This is a genomic window from Flavobacterium sp. UGB4466, from assembly GCF_903469665.1.
In the GTDB taxonomy this organism is placed as follows: Bacteria; Bacteroidota; Bacteroidia; order Flavobacteriales; family Flavobacteriaceae; genus Flavobacterium; species Flavobacterium lipolyticum.
Map to the genome: position 1 here is coordinate 1 of NZ_CAGKLC010000086.1, position 19,138 is coordinate 19,138.

The following is a 19,138-nucleotide window of genomic DNA, read 5'->3' on the forward strand; positions in this document are numbered from 1 at the left end:
TAATAAGACAGGTATTTCTGTACGTATTTTAAAAGCATTCATTTGGAAATAAATTACAAAAAACACACCCATATTTCTTTTGATTTATGGCTGACATTAATAAAGTCCAATCCGGAGTTTAAGAAGAAGAGAAATTTATTGTTTAAAAATTTCTTTGAAGTTGATTGTACGATCGATAAAGTAAATGAAGTAGTGAGGTACTATGATGTTTTGTGCAATAATATTAACGAAAAAACTGGATTGAATATTGATACGTATGAAATTTATTATCTAATTTTAAGCGCACTCGAAGTTGATATTAATAAATTCGAAACAAATAAGTTAAGTCAGTTTTATGAAGAAACAGATTCTTTGTTTATGAACTATAAGCCGGAGTTAATTTTTCCGGATACGAAGAAATTTTTTCAGGAAATAACCAATGAAGATAAGACTATTAATATACTGAGTAATACAGCTTTTATCAAAGGCAGAACCTTAAGAAAACTGTTAGCGTATTATGAATTGACAGATTTTTTTAAATTTCAGATTTATTCTGACGAAGTTGGATTTTCGAAACCAAACAATGAAATTTTTCAATTGGTTTTTGATGAGATTAATGTCTTTAAGAGTACGGTAAAAAAACAAATATTACACGTCGGAGATAATAGTGTTGCAGATTACAATGGAGCAATTAATTTCGGATTTGATGCCCATTTATTAAAAATATAAAAGTGAATAAAAGTTACAGCTTACATAAGATATTGGACAAAGATAATTGTCCGTTTAAGGAACAAGAATACAGTAAATTTAAATTTGGTGACAAATCATTTGCAGAGAAGTTTGCAAAGGAATTGTTTGAAGGTTTCGTGTCAGAATTTGGAGAATTGTTGTTGTCGGAACAAGAAATTGTTATTCTGCCAAGTCCATTCTTATCCATACCAACAGCCTCGAATTTTTTGTGTTCTTATTTTAAAAAAGAGCTGAATAGTTTTTTATTCAAAAATGGTAAAAAGACCAGTATAGAATCTAAAATTTACAGAAACCAAACCTATGTTACGGACTATGGAAATTTGGATTTTGATGAAAGGGTGAAATTAATTTCGAACGATACCTACTATATTGATCGTAATTTTATAGACGGAAAGCTTTGTATTTTTGTTGATGACATTAAAATTACCGGTAGTCATGAACATACTGTGAATAAGATTCTAAATCAGTATAATGTGAATGGAGATTTTGTTTTTGTGTATTTCGCAGAATTATCAAATAAGGACATTCATCCAAAAATTGAGAATCACTTTAACTACTACGCTGTTAAAAATGTCGAGGATATCGTGGATATAATAAACAGCCCTTCTTTTCAATACAATACCAGAATTGTCAAATTTATTTTAAGTTTAAATGAAGAGCAGTTTGGCTATTTAGTAGAAAATATTTCCAGTGAAAAAACAAAAGACTTATTTCATTTAGCAATAAGTAATAATTACCATCAGATTTTAGAGTATAAATCAAACATTAATGTAATAAAAATAGATTAAAACTATGGCTATCAATTTACAGAAAGGACAACGTGAAAACATAAATGCACCCAAATTTACCATTGGTTTAGGATGGGATACAAACAGCAGTAGTACTGGATCGGGTTTTGATCTTGATGCATCAGTTTTTATTTTAGGCGATAACAGAAAGATAATATCAGATTCTCATTTTGTTTTTTATAACAATCTGAAATCACCGGATGAGGCGGTAATACATACAGGTGATAATTTAACAGGAGATGGAGACGGAGATGATGAGCAAGTAAAAATTGATTTGACTAAAATTAATTCGACAGTAAAAGAAATTTGTGTTGTTGTAACCATTCATGATGCTGAGAACAGAAAACAAAATTTTGGTCAGGTTAGAAATTCTTTCATTCGAGTTGTAGACGAGAGTAATAATAGCGAGATGCTTAAATACGAATTGGAAGAGGATTTTTCAATAGAAACAGCTGTAGAGTTTGGAAGGATTTATAACAAAGACGGCCAATGGAAATTTGAAGCTATTGGTGTTGGAATGAAAGGCGGATTAGAAGATTATTTAAACAAATACAATTAATAGATATGGCAATTAATTTAGAAAAAGGGCAACGTATCAACCTTGAGAAAAGTAATGGTACTAAATTACAGAACATCTGTGTCGGTGTAAACTGGGGAGCAATTGAGAAAAAGGGATTTTTTGGCACCAAAAAAGAGGCAGTAGATTTAGATGCAAGCTGCGCTATTTATGACGACAAGAAAAATCATATTGATTCTGTAAATTTTAGAAAACTAATATCAAATGATCGTGCAATTAAGCATAGTGGTGACGATTTAACAGGTGATTTAAATGGGGATGACGGTTTGGATAATGAGGTAATTACTCTGGATTTTTCGCAAATATCACCAGCTGCCAATCACGTTGCATTTTTTATAAATAGCTTTAGAGGACAGGATTTTAAAGATATCCCTTTTGCATCTATCAGAATTTATGAAGGAACTCCAACAAAAGTAAGCCAGGAATTTGCACGTTATGATGTTGCAAATGATGCTTCCTTCGCTGGAAATGTTTCTATGGTTTTAGGAGTTTTTTATAAAAGAAACGGAGATTGGAAGTTTAGTGCAATCGGAACTCCGACAAATGATAAAAAGTTGGAACAAACAATCGTTACCATTCAACAAAACCATCTATAAATAAACTATGCTAGAAAATCAATTGGTTGCTCAGGAGAATACCGCTTTGATTGATAAGGATGGAAATGTAAACTTAGCTTCAATTTCTGAAACGGAAGTTAATAATTACAAGTCGATTTCAAATCAGTTAAATGAAAATGATACTAATTCAATTTTGAACTATGGAGCCGAAATCCAGAATTCAATTGCGAAGCAAAGTGATACTTTTTTAACCAATGTTAGAACTTATAATTCAGGTGAAGTTGGTACGTTGATAAATGACTTGCTTACAGAGTTAAATTATGTTGATGTAGATCAGCTGGATCAGGGACCATTTAAACGTTTCCTGTCTAAAATTCCGATTCTGAACAAATTGGTAACCGATGTAAAAAAATTATTCCAGCAATACGATAAAATTACTGTAAATATCGATAAGATCAGTAATAAGGTAAAGGCAGGAATGATCAATTCGGTAAAAGATAACAGTGCTCTTCAAACCATGTTTGACGGAAATGTGAATCTTATCAAAGAGATGGAAAAACACATTATTGCGGGACAAATCCGATTTAAAGAATTGGGTGAGGAGCTTGCTGTAATGGAAGGAAATCCGGCTCAATACCAGGATTATCAAATTTCGGATAAAAGAAACTTTATTAATCGTCTGGACAAGCGTTTGGCCGATATGAAAATTGTTCGTTTTATTATGCTACAGTCCTTAGCGCAAATTCGTGTGGTGCAAAATAATAATACTTCAATTGCAGAGAAAGCACAATCGATCCTGACTACAACCATGCCGGTTTGGAAGAATCAGTTAACACTCGCAGTTGCTTTGCAAAGGCAAAAGCAAAATATTGAAGTACAACGAAGAGTGTCTGAAACGACAAATACTATTTTGCAGAAAAATGCTGAAATGTTAAAACAAAACAGCATTGAAGTAGCAAAAGAAAATGAAAATACTGTTGTGTCCCTTGAGACTTTGAAAATGACGACGAAATCATTAATTGATACGTTGACAGAAGTAAAACAAATTCATGAGCAGGGTACCGAAACCAGAAGACAACTTGACGCGGGACTGCAAAGTCTTGAAGTTGAATTAAAAAAAGGAGTGATAAGCTAATTGAACAGAAATCAGTTAAATGCAAGAGGAAGAGGAACGGTTTGTTCAAATAATAAAAGACAGTAATAGAAAACTTGTGATTTTAGAATTGTTATCCAATTTCTTTAGTCACAAGGATTTTGTTGGGGTTTTAATAAAAACAAGAATCATTCATACTCTTTTTGAAAACAATAAAGCATTAGACATAAATAAGTTAGAACTCTTTCATGTACAGTTTACAAGTAGTTTTATTGAATTGTTTCAAAAACTAAAAAAAGCGAAAGAGCAGCAATATCTTTTGATTTCGGATGAGATTTATATCAATGAGGATATCATAACCAAATTAAAATCAGAAATTGACGAATCTGGATTTGCAGAAAAAGCAAAGACACATGCGAGAAACATGTCTCGAAAGATTGAAGAACTTTACAATATGTTTGCCACTGAAAATGCAGGTTTTTTTAGTTGGAACGAGATTATAAGTTTTTCCGACCATGTTAAACAGGAGTATTTTCGGGAAATTACTCTTGAAGAATATGAAAAAATAGACTTTTTGAATAAGAAGCTTTATGAAAATAAACATGTAAAGTTTGAAAAGAAACTTCTGGGAAGACTAAATATACTGAAATTTAAAATTAAATTTTTGTGTGGACTGGTTTGTAACAATGAAGTTATTGAGGTCTTCGAATTTAGAGATTCTAACGATAAATTTATCTTTATTGCGAATGAAAAAGCATTTTATCTTTTGGATGATGTGTTGGCAAAAGAAATTAATATTGCTAAAAATGACTCCGTTAAAGGAGAGATTATTACACAATTGAGAGAAAAAAATTCAGCTTTAACATTTGAATTAAGTACAATAAAAACATCATTTCCTGAAAATGTAGATGAAGTATTAAAAGAATATCTGGATAAGATTTCATCTGTCGATTTTGTAGAAGATCTTCAAAATGTAGATGAACAAACCAATATTTTAAGAACTATGTTAAATATAAATATTAAATAAAGAAAAATAAAATGGCAATTAATTTAGAAAAAGGTCAAAGACAGAGTATTGAAGCTCCAAAATTCATTGTTGGACTTGGCTGGGATAGCAATTCAAGCAGCACGGGAGAGGGATTTGATCTTGATGCTTCAGTTTTTTTAGTTGGTGCAAATGGAAAAATTCCAAATGACAATCATTTTGTTTATTATAATAATTTAAAATCGCCTGACGGAGCTGTAACGCACACTGGAGATAATTTAACCGGTGCCGGAGATGGGGATGATGAGAAAATTCAAATCGATTTATCTACTATATCTCCGGATGTAAATGAAATTTGCTTTGTTGTAACAATTCATCATGCAGATACCAGAAGACAAAATTTCGGACAGATTAGAAATTCATTTATTCGAATCATTGATCAGACTAATACAGAGTTAGTAAAGTACGAGCTTGATGAGGATTTTTCTATTGAAACAGCTGTTGAATTCGGAAGAATTTACAAAAGAAACAACGAATGGAAGTTTGAAGCTGTAGGAATAGGAATGAAAGGTGGTTTACAAGACTATTTGAATAAATATAATTAATACCTTATTAAACAGATGGCTATTAATTTAACCAAAGGACAAAAAATTGATTTAAGAAAATCAAGCGGCGAATCATTAACCAATTTTTGCGTGGGTGTAAACTGGGGAGCGATTGAAACGAAAGGTTTTTTAGGATTATCAAAAAACGTAGTAGAAGTCGATCTGGATTTGAGCTGTGTATTGATTGATGATCAGAATAAGCTTTACGATCATTTGTATTCTCCGTTATACAAATTAGAAGTATTACAACAATTTGGACTTCCAAAAGGTAAATTGTTAAGTGTTGATGGAGCCTTAAAACATACTGGTGATGATCTTGCCGGTGATACTGGTGGAGATGATGGTTTAGATAATGAGATTATTACAGTGGATCTTTCTAAAGTTGATACCAAAGTCAATCAGATCTTTTTCTTTTTAAACAATGCAGGAAAAGAAGATTTCTCTCAAATTCCTTATGCAAAAATTAGAATGTACGAAGGTACTCCGACCAACGTGGTTTCAGAATTTGCTTCTTATAATGTTTCTGCTGATTCTCAATATGTAAACAAACGTTCCATCATTATGGGGAAATTATACAAACATAATGGAGAATGGAAATTCAGTGCAATTGGAGATCCAACTACTGATACTTTTTTAGGGCAGACTATTCAAAAAATAGTTCAGTCTTACGTGTAGGCAATTTAAAATGTAGACGCATCTTGAGTTTTTCAAATTTGAGATAGTATTCAGCAAGCAGATGATTTTATTGCAATCCAGAACACAGAAAATTTGCACTAGATCCCTTTAAATGTATTTTTTTAAAGAAATGGTGAAAATGCATTTAGAGGGTGCTCATCGTTATTTCTCTAAGATTTTTCAAAATGGGACAAGCTGGTTTTAGAGCCTTACCATCAGCTTTAGAGATCAATGTAAAAATCTGAGAATAATAGTTTATGGTTTATAATAAACAGTGCTTGTTTCAATAGCTTGTAAATCGTAATATTGCCCGCAATAAAAAGTAGCTTCAGAGCGAAAGAACGCTGAGTTGTGATGTTACAATAGTTATAAGTAAAATTTAAATTAACATAATTAATATTCAAAAATGAATCAACACCCTATTTTTTCAGAACATCCGGGATTAATAATCGTCTTTGCCATTGCAGTAGTCATCATGCTATTGTTGGATTTGGGAATTTTCAACAAAAAAAGCCATGTCGTAAGTAATAAAGAAGCAGTAACCTGGTCATTAGTATGGATTAGTTTAGCGATGATTTTTAGTGGTTTGGTTTATTACTTCGCCGGATCGGCAAAATTTTATGAATTTCAATCGGCGTACTGGATAGAAAAAGCACTTTCAGTTGACAATCTTTTTGTATTTATATTAGTATTTAAGTTTTTCGACGTAGCCAATCACAACAAACACAAAGTTTTATTTTGGGGAATTATTGGAGCATTGGTTTTAAGAGCTATTTTTATTTTTTCAGGAGCGTTCCTTATCGAACTGACTTATTTAAACAAGCTTTTAAGTTTGGTTGGAGTAGAAGGTTTCCAATACGATATCAATTTAATCATGACAGCTTTCGGATTATTCCTGGTATATGCAGGAATTAAATCATGGTCTGCCGGTGATGATGACGATGAAGAAGATTATAATAACACCAGAGGAGCAAGATTAATCAGAAAGTTTTTCAGCGTTAGTGATAAATACGATGGAGATAAATTCTTTACCATCGAAAACGGAAAAAAACTGGCGACACCACTTTTAGTGGTAGTAGCTGTAATTGAGTTTACTGACTTATTGTTTGCAGTAGATTCTATACCGGCAATTTTTGCCATTTCAAATGATCCATTCATTCTTTACACGTCTAATATTTTTGCTATTTTGGGACTTAGAGCCTTATTCTTTCTATTGGATAACTTCATTCACTTGTTCAGTAAATTACAATATGGCTTAGCTATTATTCTTTCGTTTATTGGAGTTAAGATGATTATTTCTCCATTTTATCATATTGAATCTCTGTATTCATTGCTTGTAATTGGAGGAATTCTGGTAATTTCTGTATTGGCCTCAGTGATGCTTCCGGAGCCAAAAGAAGCATAAAACATAAAATAAAGAATTTATTAAAGCGGATAGCAGTCTAAGGAGTGCTATCCGTTTTTTATGATTTTCGTGATTGGAACAAAGAAGCCGAAGAGCTAAAACTAATTTTTGGTGTAAAAAAACCTTCTACTATTTGTTTTTAAAACGACAGTCGAAACTTAAATTAATTGTCATACTTTTGCACTTTCAAAAAGTAAAGTAAATAAGGCACTTAAAGCCTTTACTCCTTGTTATAATAGTTACAAATTATGCTTAATATACACAATCTTTCGGTTTCTTTTGGAGGAACATATTTATTTGAAGAAGTTACCTTTCGTTTAGGTGCCGGTGACCGCGTAGGTCTTGTGGGTAAAAACGGAGCGGGTAAATCTACAATGCTTAAAATGTTAGCAAGAGATTTTGCTCCTGATTCAGGGGTTATTTCCCAGGAGAAAGATATCCGAATGGGGTTTTTGCGTCAGGATATTGATTTTGAACGTGGAAGAACGGTGTTGGAGGAAGCGTATGAGGCTTTTACTGAAATTAAAATTGTTGAGAAAAAACTAGAAGAAATCAATCATCAATTGGTGACCAGAACCGATTATGAAAGTGAAGAATACGGCCAGATCATTGAAGCTTTATCTGATTATACCCATCGTTTTGATCTTCTTGGAGGTTACAACTATGTAGGAGATACGGAGAAGATTCTTTTAGGATTAGGTTTCAAAAGAGAAGTTTTCAATAATCAGACTGAAACATTCTCAGGAGGATGGAGAATGCGTATCGAGTTAGCAAAACTGTTATTACAATCTAATGATGTATTGCTTCTGGATGAGCCTACGAATCACCTGGATATTGAGAGTATCATTTGGTTAGAAAGTTTCCTTCGTAACTATCCCGGAGTTGTGGTAATCGTTTCGCACGATAAAATGTTTTTGGATAATGTGACCAACCGTACCATCGAAATTTCTTTAGGAAAAGCATACGATTTTAATAAACCGTATTCTCAGTATTTAGAATTGCGTCACGAAATTCGTGAAAAACAATTGGCTACTCAAAAGAATCAGGCAAAGAAAATAGAAGAAACTGAAAAATTAATCGAAAAGTTCCGTGCAAAAGCTTCTAAAGCTTCGATGGCGCAATCGTTAATTAAAAAGTTAGATAAAGTTGAAAGAATCGAAGTAGATGAGGATGATAATTCGGTAATGAATATTTCGTTCCCGGTTTCAAAAGAACCCGGAAAAGTAGTAATCGAAGCTGAAAATGTTACCAAAGCTTACGGAGACAAAACGATTCTGAAAGATATTAGTTTATTGGTTGAAAGAGGAAGTAAAATTGCCTTTGTGGGACAAAACGGACAAGGAAAATCGACTTTCATTAAAGCTCTTGTCAACGAATTTGAGTACCAGGGGAACATCAAATTAGGACATAATGTTCAGTTAGGATATTTTGCTCAAAATCAGGCTGAATATCTTGATGGAGAAATTACGTTGCTTCAAACTATGGAAGATGCTGCTACAGACACAAACCGTATGAAAGTTCGTGATATGTTGGGATCCTTTTTATTCCGTGGAGACGATGTTGAGAAAAAAGTAAAGGTACTTTCAGGAGGTGAACGTAACCGTTTGGCACTTTGTAAATTGTTGTTGCAGCCTATCAATGTTTTACTGATGGATGAGCCTACGAATCACCTGGATATTAAATCTAAGAACGTTTTAAAAGCTGCCCTTCAAAAATTTGGCGGTACTTTATTATTGGTTTCTCACGATAGAGATTTCCTTCAGGGAATGTCGAATATCGTGTACGAATTCAAAGACCAAAAGATTAGAGAATATTTAGGAGATATTAACTACTTCTTAGAGCAGCGTAATCTTGAAAACATGCGTGAGGTAGAGAAAAAAGATGTTGTAAAAGAAGCCGCTCCAAAGGAATCTAAGAAAACGTCATACGAAGATCAGAAAAAAGGAAAAGCACTTCAAAACCGATTGAGTAAGGTAGAGAGTCAAATCAAACAATTGGAAAAAGACATTCAGCACGATGATAAAATGCTGGCTTCTAATTATGACAAACATATTGAAGATGCTTCGTTTTTTACCGCATACAACAAAAAGAAAAAAGACTTAGATCAATTGTTGCTGGACTGGGAAATTGTTCAGGAGGAGATTGATAATTTTAATGCTTAACTAGTTTTCAGTCACTGTCGCAGTCTTCTGTCTCAGTGTCAGTTTTCAGTTTTGAAATGAATATACAACTTTGTCAAAGGTTTAAAACTTTGGCAAAGTTTTTTTTATGTCTAAAATTTACCATCCCTTATAAAAAATAGAAGAGACACTTTATTTACTCCATGCATTTCACAAATCACAAATCACATCTCACGAGATAAGACCAATAGATTTAGAGTGCATAATGGCCTCGCTGCTGTCTTTATAATAACAAACAGAGACCTCTAAGTTTTCGAGGTTTTTCATAATCGTTTTAGTGGCTTTTTTTTTGTGTTTGCCAGTCTGTCTGATGTAAACTGCCTTTACAGTTACCGGAAAGATTTTACAGATTCGTTCGTACAAAATGGGGTCGTGTTGCGAATCGTCTCCTAGTAAAACATACTTAAGATTGGGGTAAAATTCTAAAACGTGTTTTATTTTGTCGAATTTATGATCGTGGTTTCCGCGTCCGCTCATGAAAAAATCAGGGATTCCTCTTTTGATGTCTTTCAATAGAATTACAGCCCTTGGGAGATGATGTATTTTGGTAAATTTGACGATGAATCGATACAAATTCCATTCGCTGCTCGACACATAAAAAAAGGCATTTTCTTCTTCCTTATTATTTCGTCCCGCTGAACTTAAAGCTTGATAATGGGGTACAACACCTTTAAAAACTTTACGGTCGTTCACGTTTTTAAATAAAAGGACATATATTTTCCGGAAGAAATTTCCGGTATGCGAAATCAAAAAAGTATCATCAATATCGGAGATGATGCCCAGTTTTCCTTTGTGAGGCCTTATGAAACTGCCTTTTTCAGTTATAGTTTCGGTCCTGTGTTTTATACTTACTTCGTATTCAACCCATCCAAAGGGAGTTTCTTTTTCCAGTGGAATACAAAACTTGAAATAGCCGTCGTCCAGGGTTTTAGTGTGAATTTCCTGATTTCCGCATTTTAGATAAACATCAAAATTTTTAATGGTTTTTATTCTGAACTGATTGATGATCGAAGTGGCATTTTTGAAGTTTTTTTTCTGAAAATCATAGTCATAGGTTCTTCTGAAAACATGTCCCATTACAATTAATTCTTCTTCATTGGCATAACCGCGATATAATTGTAAAATTGGTTTCATTAATTGTGTATATTTATGGATGATGTAAATTAATTATTTTAATTGATTTTAAAAATAAAACTTTGAAAAAGAATATCTTATTTGTTGTAAATCCGATTTCGGGAGATCTGGATAAATCCGATTTAATAGCCGCTGTACAGGAGTTTTCTGTTGTTCATCATTTTGATTTGGAAGTATATGAAACCACCGGTAAGAAGGATCAAAAAGAAATACAGACCCTGTACAATCAGTATCTTCCTGAGCGTATTGTGGTAGCCGGTGGAGACGGAACCATAAAAATGGTTGCTGAAGCCATGGAGCAGTTTGATATCATTATTGGTATTTTGCCTGCTGGTTCAGCCAATGGATTGTCAGTCGATCTAAATCTGCCGGATACACTCGAGGAGAACCTGAAAATTGCTTTTCTGCATCATTATATCGAAATGGATATGATTGCTATCAATGGCAAAAAAAGTATTCATTTGAGTGATATTGGCGTAAATGCCAATCTGGTAAAAAATTACGAAGAGAGTAATTTACGCGGTTTGTGGGGTTACGCTTTACAGGCCTATTCGGCTTTAAAAGAATCGGAAGAACCTTTTGTGGCTACAATCTCGGCTAATAACGAAACCGTGGAGCATACCGCAAGAATGATTGTGATTGCTAATTCTCAGAAATACGGAACCGGCGTCGTAATAAATCCAAATGGCGCAATGAATGACGGTAAGTTTGAATTGGTCATTTTAAAGAGCCTTGATTTACTATTGATCGGAAAAATTATTACCGGAAACATGCCTATTGATTCGGATGATATTGTAATTATTTCTACAGATAAAGCGACGATTAAAACCGATTATCCCGTTAATTTTCAGATTGATGGCGAGTATTGCGGCGCACAAACGGATTTGGAAATTCATATTCTGCACAAACAAATGAAAATAGCAATCCCGTAGTTTTTATAGTCTGTGTGAAACTGATTGTGAGAGGTAATTAAGTTAAGGAAAAACAGCTAAAAGGATTGCTGATTTTTGATTAACGATTTTCGATTTCAGATGTTGGAGGTTGTTTGAAACTGATTGTGAAATATATCGCCCCGATGGGGCTAAAAAACGTTGGCTGAATTTATTTCTATAGATATTCCACTCCTAGCGGAGTTGCCTTCAAAATTCCGTAGGAATGAACATTTTGTAGCAACGGATTTTAATTCGTTCAAAATGGGGTGGTGTTTTAATGAGTTCCATAGGAATGATCTGTATAATCGTTTTCGATTTTTGATTAACGATTTCTGATTTCAGATGTTGGAGGTTGTTTGAAACTGATTGTGAAATATATCGCCCCGATGGGGCTAAAACCGATGTTTGAATTTATTTCTATAGATATTCCACTCCTAGCGGAGTTGTCTTCAGAATTCCGTAGGAATGTATATGTTGTAGCAACGGATTTTAATTCGTTGAAAATAGGGATGGTGTTTTCATGAGTTCCATAGGAACGATCTGTATAATCGTTTTCGATTTTTGATTAACGATTTCTGATTTCAGATTTATAGAACGTATAAAAAAGAGAGAATATTTAGTACTAGTCATTAGCAGGTCAGAAATCTGCAATCGTTAATCTTCAATCTAAAATCAGTATTTATTTAAACGGATTTCGTTCCTGCCAGTCAGTTTTGGGTTCCAAATAGCTAAATAATCGGCCGATATTGTGGTTGATCAGCGTATTGCTGTGCGTTATTAACCCATACATTTTGACCGGTTTTGCCCCGACAGAGCTTTTGATTTCGAGAGCGGTTCTGGCAAATACTACTTCTTTAAAACCATGATTGATAGAGTAGGCAATCATGTCGTAAAGCATGTTGAGGTATAGCATTTTTTCGCGTTGAATGGTCTCGTCGTACCCTAAAAAGTAAGTATCCATCGCACTTCCGTTTTTAATTAAGGTATTGAATCCGATTAGTTTTTCTTCTAAAAAATAGCCGTAAAACAGGAAATCATCTTTCATGATTTCTTTAAAAAAACTAAAGTGATTTCGGGCTAAGAAAAAAGTATTGAAAGGAGCGTTTTTGGCCACATGAAAATACAAATCGTAAATAACATCTTCATATTTTTTAATGTCGGCTAAAGACATTTTTTGCTTTACGATTCCGTCTGCTTTTTTTCGGGCCCGTTTGTACTGATCCCGATATTTTTTTGATAAAGCGCCAATATAATCCTGTTCAGATACCCAGTCTTTATGGATTTCAAAAACCATATTAGGCTGAGTTGAAAACGTGTAATTGTTTTTAAATTCGTTTTGTAAAGGAATAATTTCGGTAGCTGTAAAATCTTTTATGCTGGTAATGTGAACCTTTCTTCCGCCTGCTTTCAGGTTTTTTTTAAGCTGATTAATGGCTTTGTGCAGTGTTTTTAGAGCTATTGATGGTTTGATGTCTGAGGCAAGTACAAACGCATTTTGTCCGGTAAGCATATTGTTTCCGACAAATAGTACATGAGAGGCAAAATTTTTAAAAGCAAAATTTCGCACCGAAGTTTTCAAACATTGATCGCGTTCCCCGAACGATTCCAGTTTCTCCGTAAATAGAAATTGGGTCAGAACAATTCCGACCAGTTTACTATCGTTGAAAATTCCGATAAAATGGCATATCATATTTACCGGACAGGAGTTCTCCAGGACTTCCAGGTATTCTTTGGTTAAAAAGATATTAGCTGCCGCCAGAGAATTCCATTCCAAGGGCAGTAGTGATGCGCTATTGTATATTTCGAAAGAATAAGTTGTAGTCAAAAGAGGGAGCTAATTTCTTCAAAATTAGAGAATATTTATAAGAACTCAACTGGTTTAAGTTATTATTAAGAAAACCCGTTTGAGATTTAATTTCAAACGGGTTTGTATTTTTTAGAGTTAGGCAAATGCACAGATAATTCCGCCCATCAAAGTAAGGCAAACCGCCCAGTAACCTGCATGAATAAAGATATATTTCCACGATTTTCTTTCGAATAGGCCGTTGATTCCAATTATGGGAAAGACAAAAAAGAGTGCTGACATAAATCCGTGAAGAGTTCCGTGTTTAAAGGTGCGGTAGGCTGTTCTATAGTCATTCATAAAAGCAGCAAATGATGGTTTAGCACTGTCGACCAAAGGAGGTCCGCCCACCATTCCCAAAGCACCGGTTTGATGGATGGTAAGAGACATTAAAATTACGGTAATCATTAACGAGAAAAGATACGTAAGACCGAATATTTTAAGCATATTTCCTTTTTGTAAGTCTTCCGGAGTGAGATTGTTCTCTCTCATCCAGATGGTTCCGAATACTTTAGGGTTGTACCAGATAAAACCAACAGCCAGTGTTACGATGGCTGATAAGAATAATGCAACAGGGTTAAATTCCATAATATGAGGTTTTTAGGATTAGTTGCTCAAATTTAAACAAAAAATCTCACAAAATGTGACTTAGCTTAAAGTAGTAAAATTAGGATTAAATTAATTTTTATCAACACTTTATCGACATTATGAGCTTTATAACTATGAAATGTATAATTTTGTGGTATCAATAAATCTTGAAGTTTTGTAATGAAAAGCTTAGTCCTGTTTTTTCTGGCTTTTATTTTTTCGCCTGCTATTTATGCTGATACCGTTTCAGATAAAGAGAAAGAGGCGCTTATCAAATTGTATGAGGTAACAAACGGATCGGAATGGAAGATAAAGTGGGATTTATCACTTTCGGTAGCTACCTGGTATGGGGTAAAAGTTGAAAATGGTAAAGTCGTCGGACTTCATTTGGCCAATAATAATTTGCAGGGAAATCTGCCTGTAGAATTGTTGACTTTGGTTAATTTGGTTACGATCGATTTACACGACAATAAAATTCAGGGACAGCTTCCTTTGGAGATTGGAAAACTAAGCCAATTAGAAACTCTTGCTTTGTTTAATAATGAAATTCAGGGGCAGTTACCAGGGTCAATTTATACGATAAAGACTTTGAAAGTTTTGCTTTTAAATCAGAACAAATTGTCAGGAAGTTTGAGCAAAGAAGTAAGCAACTTTAGTGTTTTGGAAAACCTGAGTTTGTTTGATAATAATTTTGAAGGAGAAATTCCAAATGAATTAGAAAAATTAGGACATTTGTCTGAATTGAATCTTTCTTATAATAAATTTAAAGGAGGCGTTTCGAAAAATTTGATTTTATTAGATGCCTTAAATATGACGATGTTTGATGAAGAAGGAAATCCTTTTTTATTAGAAATAGCCGCTAGAAAAGAAACCACAATGGTTACCAGAAATTAATCGTGCTTATGAATGAATTTTACACTCGTTAAAAAGTGGATTAAATATATTTAGTTAATTGTTTAAAAGCCGTAATTCGTTACGGTTTTTTTACGTCTGGTCTTTACTTTTTTGGAATGAAAAATAACATTTAATTTAGTGCATTTTTTTTTCCATTACTTTTTTTTCATAAGTTTAATTCTTCAATTTGCAGCAGAAAGCAATTTAGAACATAAAAGATAATCTAACCTTTTTAATTATAAAATTATGGTAGTACAGTATCAAGGAGAACAACACGGAAAAGCAACAACATTTACAATAAGAATTATAGGAAATAATCTGTCTAAAAGCAGTTCAAATTACCAGATTGATTTATTGGTCGGGGATAAAAAACTGCCCACTTTTACTACAGGAATTCACCAGAGTTTGTCCAACTGTTTAAAAGAGATTTATTTATTCAGAAAGCACCATGGAATTACATTTGAAGCTTCGTCAGAAAAAGTAGCACCGCTTTTAGTTCCGTATGATCTGGTTTTATACAATTACAATAAATATGCATTGTTTATGGCATAGGCCGGACTTTGTTTATCGCAACAATTTAGAAAGACTGCTTTTATAGGCAGTCTTTTTTTTGTACGACTAAACTTTATCTTTTCACTCATGGCATTACTTTTTTTGCTTTTTTCAATTAAAATTTTATATTTTTTCCTTTCAGGTATTTCTGTTTCATAAATTTTATTATGTTTGCTAAATCGATTTAGCAACACTTAGAACCCTTTTGTTTATGAAGAAAATTCTTTTAACCTGCTTTTTTATTATTGTTTCTAATGCGTGGATCAATGCTCAGGAACTGAAGTCTCCCGATGGGAACCTGGTATTGACATTCCATTTAAATGCAGAGGGTACTCCGATTTATGCTCTGACCTACAAGAAAAAAGAAGTAATCAAAGAAAGCAGATTGGGTTTTATTTTAAAGTCGGATATCAAAATGAATAAAGGTTTTCAGATTGCTGGTACACAAAAACAATCAGAAGACAATTTCTGGGAACCGGTATTGGGAGAGCAGAAAAAAATTAGGAATCAGTACAATGAATTGAAAGCTGATTTGATACAAGAAAAAAGCAAACGAAAGATTTCCATTTATTTCCGTTTGTTCAATGATGGTTTGGGATTTCGATATGAGTTTCCGGTACAGGACAATTTGCGTCATTTTGTGATTCAGGAAGAAACTACCGAGTTTAATTTAACGGGGGATCATAAACTTTTTTGGATTCCGGGGGATTATGATACAAACGAGTACAGTTATACCACTTCAAAAATTTCGGAGATGCCATCTTTGATGTACAATGCCGCTCACGTTTCGATGGCAGCACAAACAACGATTAAAAATCTGGCCGCGCAAACGCCTTTGATGATGAAGACGAATGACGGACTTTATATTAATATTCACGAAGCAGCTTTAAAAAATTATCCGGCAATGTGTCTTAATGTTGATGATAAAACTTATTCGCTTAGTTCCCATTTGGTTCCTGATGCTGTTGGAAATAAAGGATACATTCAAACCGGAAGTTTTACGCCCTGGAGAACGATTGTGGTGAGTGATGATGCGCGAAATATACTGGCTTCAAAAATGATCTTAAACCTGAATGAACCCTGTGCTTTCGAAGATACTTCATGGATTAAACCGGTGAAATATATTGGGGTTTGGTGGGAATATTTTACCGGCGGAGGATCTACCTGGGCGTATTCTGACAATCAGGATGTAGTAATTGGAGCTACCGATTTTTCTAAACTGAAGCCTAATACAACACATGGAGCCAATACCAAACACGTAAAAGAATATATCGATTTTGCTTCGGCAAATGGTTTTGACGCTGTTTTGGTGGAAGGATGGAATGAGGGATGGGAAGATAATACCGCTTTTAAAAAGGAGCATATTTATAGTTTTACCAAACCTTATCCGGATTTTGATGTGAAAGATTTAAGTTTGTATGCCAAGCAGAAAGATGTGAAAATCATCATGCATCATGAGACTACCTCTTCGGCTTCAGAATATGAAAGACAACTTCCGGATGCCTTAAAGTTTATGGTTGATAATAACTATAATGCGGTAAAAACGGGCTATGTAGGACCAATTATTCCAAGAGGAGAACACCATGACGGGCAGCAAATGGTGAACCATTATACGTATGTAGCCAAGGAGGCAGCAAAGCATAAAATCATGGTAGATTCCCATGAAGCAGTTCGCCCAACGGGATTGCATCGTACCTATCCCAACTGGTTTGCGCAGGAATCGGCCAGAGGAACTGAGTTTGAGGCTATGGAAGGAATTCATCCTGATCACACTACAATTTTACCTTTTACACGTCTTATGGGTGGGCCGATGGATTATACACCGGGAATTTTTCAGGGAGATTTATCCGTATACGGCTCAAAGAAAAACAAGTTGAGTACGACACTGGCGAAGCAATTGGCGCTTTATGTAACCATGTACAGTCCGTTGCAAATGGCGGCCGATTTGCCTGAAAACTATAGGCGTTTCAAGGATGCTTTTCAGTTTATAAAAGATGTTGCACTGGACTGGGATGACAGTTATATTCTCGAAGCAGAACCGGGAGATTATATCACAATAGCCAGAAAAGCTAAAGGAAAACAAGCATGGTTTGTAGGTGGAATTACGGATGAAAATCCACGTACTGCTCTCATTGATTTTAGCTTTTTACCTGCCGGGAAATCATTTACGGCAACGATTTATGAAGACGGAAAAACAGCCGATTATAAGAGTAATCCACAATCGTACAACATTCGTAAAATGGCTGTAAATAGTAAAACGAAGTTAAAACAAAAACTAGCCGCGAGTGGCGGTTTTGCGATTTCTATAAAGTAGAAAAGAGATAGAAATAACGCACAGATGGCGCGGATTTTTTTCTGATCTTTGCGAATGGAAAATGGTTTAATCTGTGGCAAAAGAAAAAAACAAATAACCGGAGGGCGAGATTAATTCGTTCTTCTCAAAGACATAAAATAATGAGTATGAAAATTTATCCATTACAATTTGAACCAATCCTGAAAGAAAGAATCTGGGGAGGGGAGAAGCTAAAAACAATTCTGAATAAACCAATTATATCAAAAATTACAGGAGAAAGCTGGGAATTGTCTACTGTAGAAGGGGATGTAAGTATTGTTGCAAACGGAGAGTTAAAAGGACAATTGTTAACTAATTTAATAGATCAATCGCCAAATGAGATTCTGGGAACAGCTGTTTACGAACGATTTGGGAATCAGTTTCCTTTGCTTTTTAAGTATTTGGATGCAAGAGAAGACTTATCGATACAAGTTCATCCAAACGATCAGTTGGCGAAAGAACGTCATAATTCTTTTGGTAAAACCGAAATGTGGTACGTGATGCAGGCAGATGCAGATGCGAGAATTATTGTGGGTTTTAAAGAAGATTCCAGTAAAGAAGAATATTTAGAAAACTTAAATAATAACACCTTAGTTTCAATACTGGACGATGTAAAAGCCAAAGCCGGGGATGTTTTCTTTTTAGAAACAGGAACTGTTCACGCTATAGGTGCCGGTTTGGTTGTGGCAGAAATTCAGCAGACATCTGACATTACCTATCGTTTATATGATTTTGACAGAACAGATGCTCAGGGCAACAAAAGAGAACTGCATGTTGATTTGGCATTGGATGCGATTAATTACAAAAAAGTGGATACGCAGAAAAAGTATGAAACGACCTTAAACCAATCAAATGTAGTGGTCGACTGTCCTTATTTTACCACTAATTTCCTTCCGCTTGACGGAACTCTTGAAGTAAGTAAAAAAGGAGAAAACTTTACGGTTTATATGTGTACGGAAGGCCATTTTGAAATTGCCTATCAAAACGTAAATTATCAATACAAACAAGGTGATACTGTATTGATTCCTGCAGGAATGCGCGGTTATAGCTTAAAAGGAACCGCTTCAGTTTTAGAAGTATGTATCTCATAAAGAAAGTGGCGGAGACTATTTTTGTCACATTATAGGTATTTAATTAGGGTTCATGAAAATTTTACCGCTTTGAAAAATAGAGAATTGAAGAGAATTCATATTAAAAACAATAGCGATGATCAGGAACGGAAAAAATGATTAATGGAGAAAATACCTGTAAATACTGATGATTATATGT

18 protein-coding genes are annotated in these 19,138 nt (G+C 34.1%); 15 read left to right on the forward strand and 3 right to left on the reverse strand.

Annotation, left to right across the window (positions count from 1 at the left end; translation table 11 throughout):
• The first annotated feature begins 42 nt into the window (after nucleotides 1-42).
• The 10 genes from JO950_RS17150 to abc-f all read left to right on the forward strand — a co-directional run bounded on the left by JO950_RS17150 (nucleotide 43) and on the right by abc-f (nucleotide 9,576).
• Nucleotides 43-708, forward strand: a complete 666-nt coding sequence (locus tag JO950_RS17150) for an HAD family hydrolase (RefSeq protein WP_202703736.1) — start codon at nucleotides 43-45, stop codon at nucleotides 706-708.
• Nucleotides 709-710: 2 nt separating this feature from the next.
• Nucleotides 711-1,517 carry a phosphoribosyltransferase family protein gene (locus tag JO950_RS17155; protein ID WP_202703737.1) on the forward strand — a complete coding sequence of 269 codons (807 nt, stop codon included), beginning with the start codon at nucleotides 711-713 and terminating at the stop codon, nucleotides 1,515-1,517.
• A gap of 4 nt (nucleotides 1,518-1,521) precedes the next feature.
• Complete coding sequence (locus JO950_RS17160) at nucleotides 1,522-2,076, forward strand: TerD family protein (RefSeq protein WP_202703738.1); 555 nt, start codon at nucleotides 1,522-1,524, stop codon at nucleotides 2,074-2,076.
• A 5-nt stretch (nucleotides 2,077-2,081) separates the two neighbouring features.
• Nucleotides 2,082-2,690, forward strand: coding sequence for a TerD family protein (locus JO950_RS17165; protein ID WP_202703739.1), 609 nt, complete (start codon nucleotides 2,082-2,084; stop codon nucleotides 2,688-2,690).
• 7 nt (nucleotides 2,691-2,697) lie between these two features.
• Nucleotides 2,698-3,786, forward strand: coding sequence for a toxic anion resistance protein (locus JO950_RS17170; RefSeq protein WP_202703740.1), 1,089 nt, complete (start codon nucleotides 2,698-2,700; stop codon nucleotides 3,784-3,786).
• A gap of 19 nt (nucleotides 3,787-3,805) precedes the next feature.
• Entirely contained in the window at nucleotides 3,806-4,771 is a 966-nt protein-coding gene (locus JO950_RS17175; RefSeq protein WP_202703741.1) for a hypothetical protein, read from the forward strand.
• A gap of 11 nt (nucleotides 4,772-4,782) precedes the next feature.
• Nucleotides 4,783-5,334, forward strand: coding sequence for a TerD family protein (locus tag JO950_RS17180; protein ID WP_202703742.1), 552 nt, complete (start codon nucleotides 4,783-4,785; stop codon nucleotides 5,332-5,334).
• Between the two features lie 15 nt (nucleotides 5,335-5,349).
• Complete coding sequence (locus JO950_RS17185; RefSeq protein WP_202703743.1) at nucleotides 5,350-6,009, forward strand: TerD family protein; 660 nt, start codon at nucleotides 5,350-5,352, stop codon at nucleotides 6,007-6,009.
• Nucleotides 6,010-6,415: 406 nt separating this feature from the next.
• On the forward strand, nucleotides 6,416-7,414 hold the full coding sequence (locus tag JO950_RS17190; protein ID WP_202703744.1) for a TerC/Alx family metal homeostasis membrane protein: 999 nt from the start codon (nucleotides 6,416-6,418) through the stop codon (nucleotides 7,412-7,414).
• 248 nt (nucleotides 7,415-7,662) lie between these two features.
• Nucleotides 7,663-9,576 carry a ribosomal protection-like ABC-F family protein gene (abc-f, locus tag JO950_RS17195; RefSeq protein ID WP_202703745.1) on the forward strand — a complete coding sequence of 638 codons (1,914 nt, stop codon included), beginning with the start codon at nucleotides 7,663-7,665 and terminating at the stop codon, nucleotides 9,574-9,576.
• A 189-nt stretch (nucleotides 9,577-9,765) separates the two neighbouring features.
• Here abc-f and JO950_RS17200 read toward each other — a convergent pair whose 3' ends face one another.
• The gene (locus tag JO950_RS17200; protein ID WP_202703746.1) at nucleotides 9,766-10,728 is read right to left on the reverse strand and encodes an App1 family protein; all 963 of its coding nucleotides are present in this window, start codon (nucleotides 10,726-10,728) and stop codon (nucleotides 9,766-9,768) included.
• A 62-nt stretch (nucleotides 10,729-10,790) separates the two neighbouring features.
• Between JO950_RS17200 and JO950_RS17205 the strand changes: the two genes are divergently transcribed.
• Nucleotides 10,791-11,660 carry a diacylglycerol kinase family protein gene (locus JO950_RS17205; protein WP_202703747.1) on the forward strand — a complete coding sequence of 290 codons (870 nt, stop codon included), beginning with the start codon at nucleotides 10,791-10,793 and terminating at the stop codon, nucleotides 11,658-11,660.
• A gap of 679 nt (nucleotides 11,661-12,339) precedes the next feature.
• Here the strand turns inward: JO950_RS17205 and JO950_RS17210 are convergent.
• Nucleotides 12,340-13,485, reverse strand: a complete 1,146-nt coding sequence (locus JO950_RS17210; protein WP_202703748.1) for a GNAT family N-acetyltransferase — start codon at nucleotides 13,483-13,485, stop codon at nucleotides 12,340-12,342.
• Between the two features lie 117 nt (nucleotides 13,486-13,602).
• The gene (locus JO950_RS17215; protein WP_202703749.1) at nucleotides 13,603-14,091 is read right to left on the reverse strand and encodes a DUF1761 domain-containing protein; all 489 of its coding nucleotides are present in this window, start codon (nucleotides 14,089-14,091) and stop codon (nucleotides 13,603-13,605) included.
• 180 nt (nucleotides 14,092-14,271) lie between these two features.
• Between JO950_RS17215 and JO950_RS17220 the strand changes: the two genes are divergently transcribed.
• The 4 genes from JO950_RS17220 (at nucleotide 14,272) to JO950_RS17235 (ending at nucleotide 18,960) form a co-directional block, all read left to right on the forward strand.
• Nucleotides 14,272-14,985 (forward strand): Two component regulator three Y domain protein, encoded by a 714-nt coding sequence (locus tag JO950_RS17220; protein WP_202703750.1) that lies wholly within the window; start codon nucleotides 14,272-14,274, stop codon nucleotides 14,983-14,985.
• A 246-nt stretch (nucleotides 14,986-15,231) separates the two neighbouring features.
• A complete protein-coding gene (locus tag JO950_RS17225; protein ID WP_202703751.1) occupies nucleotides 15,232-15,537 on the forward strand; it encodes a hypothetical protein in 306 nt (101 codons plus the stop codon).
• A 211-nt stretch (nucleotides 15,538-15,748) separates the two neighbouring features.
• A complete protein-coding gene (locus tag JO950_RS17230; protein WP_202703752.1) occupies nucleotides 15,749-17,851 on the forward strand; it encodes a glycoside hydrolase family 97 protein in 2,103 nt (700 codons plus the stop codon).
• Between the two features lie 140 nt (nucleotides 17,852-17,991).
• Entirely contained in the window at nucleotides 17,992-18,960 is a 969-nt protein-coding gene (locus JO950_RS17235; protein WP_202703753.1) for a type I phosphomannose isomerase catalytic subunit, read from the forward strand.
• Nucleotides 18,961-19,138: the final 178 nt, after the last annotated feature.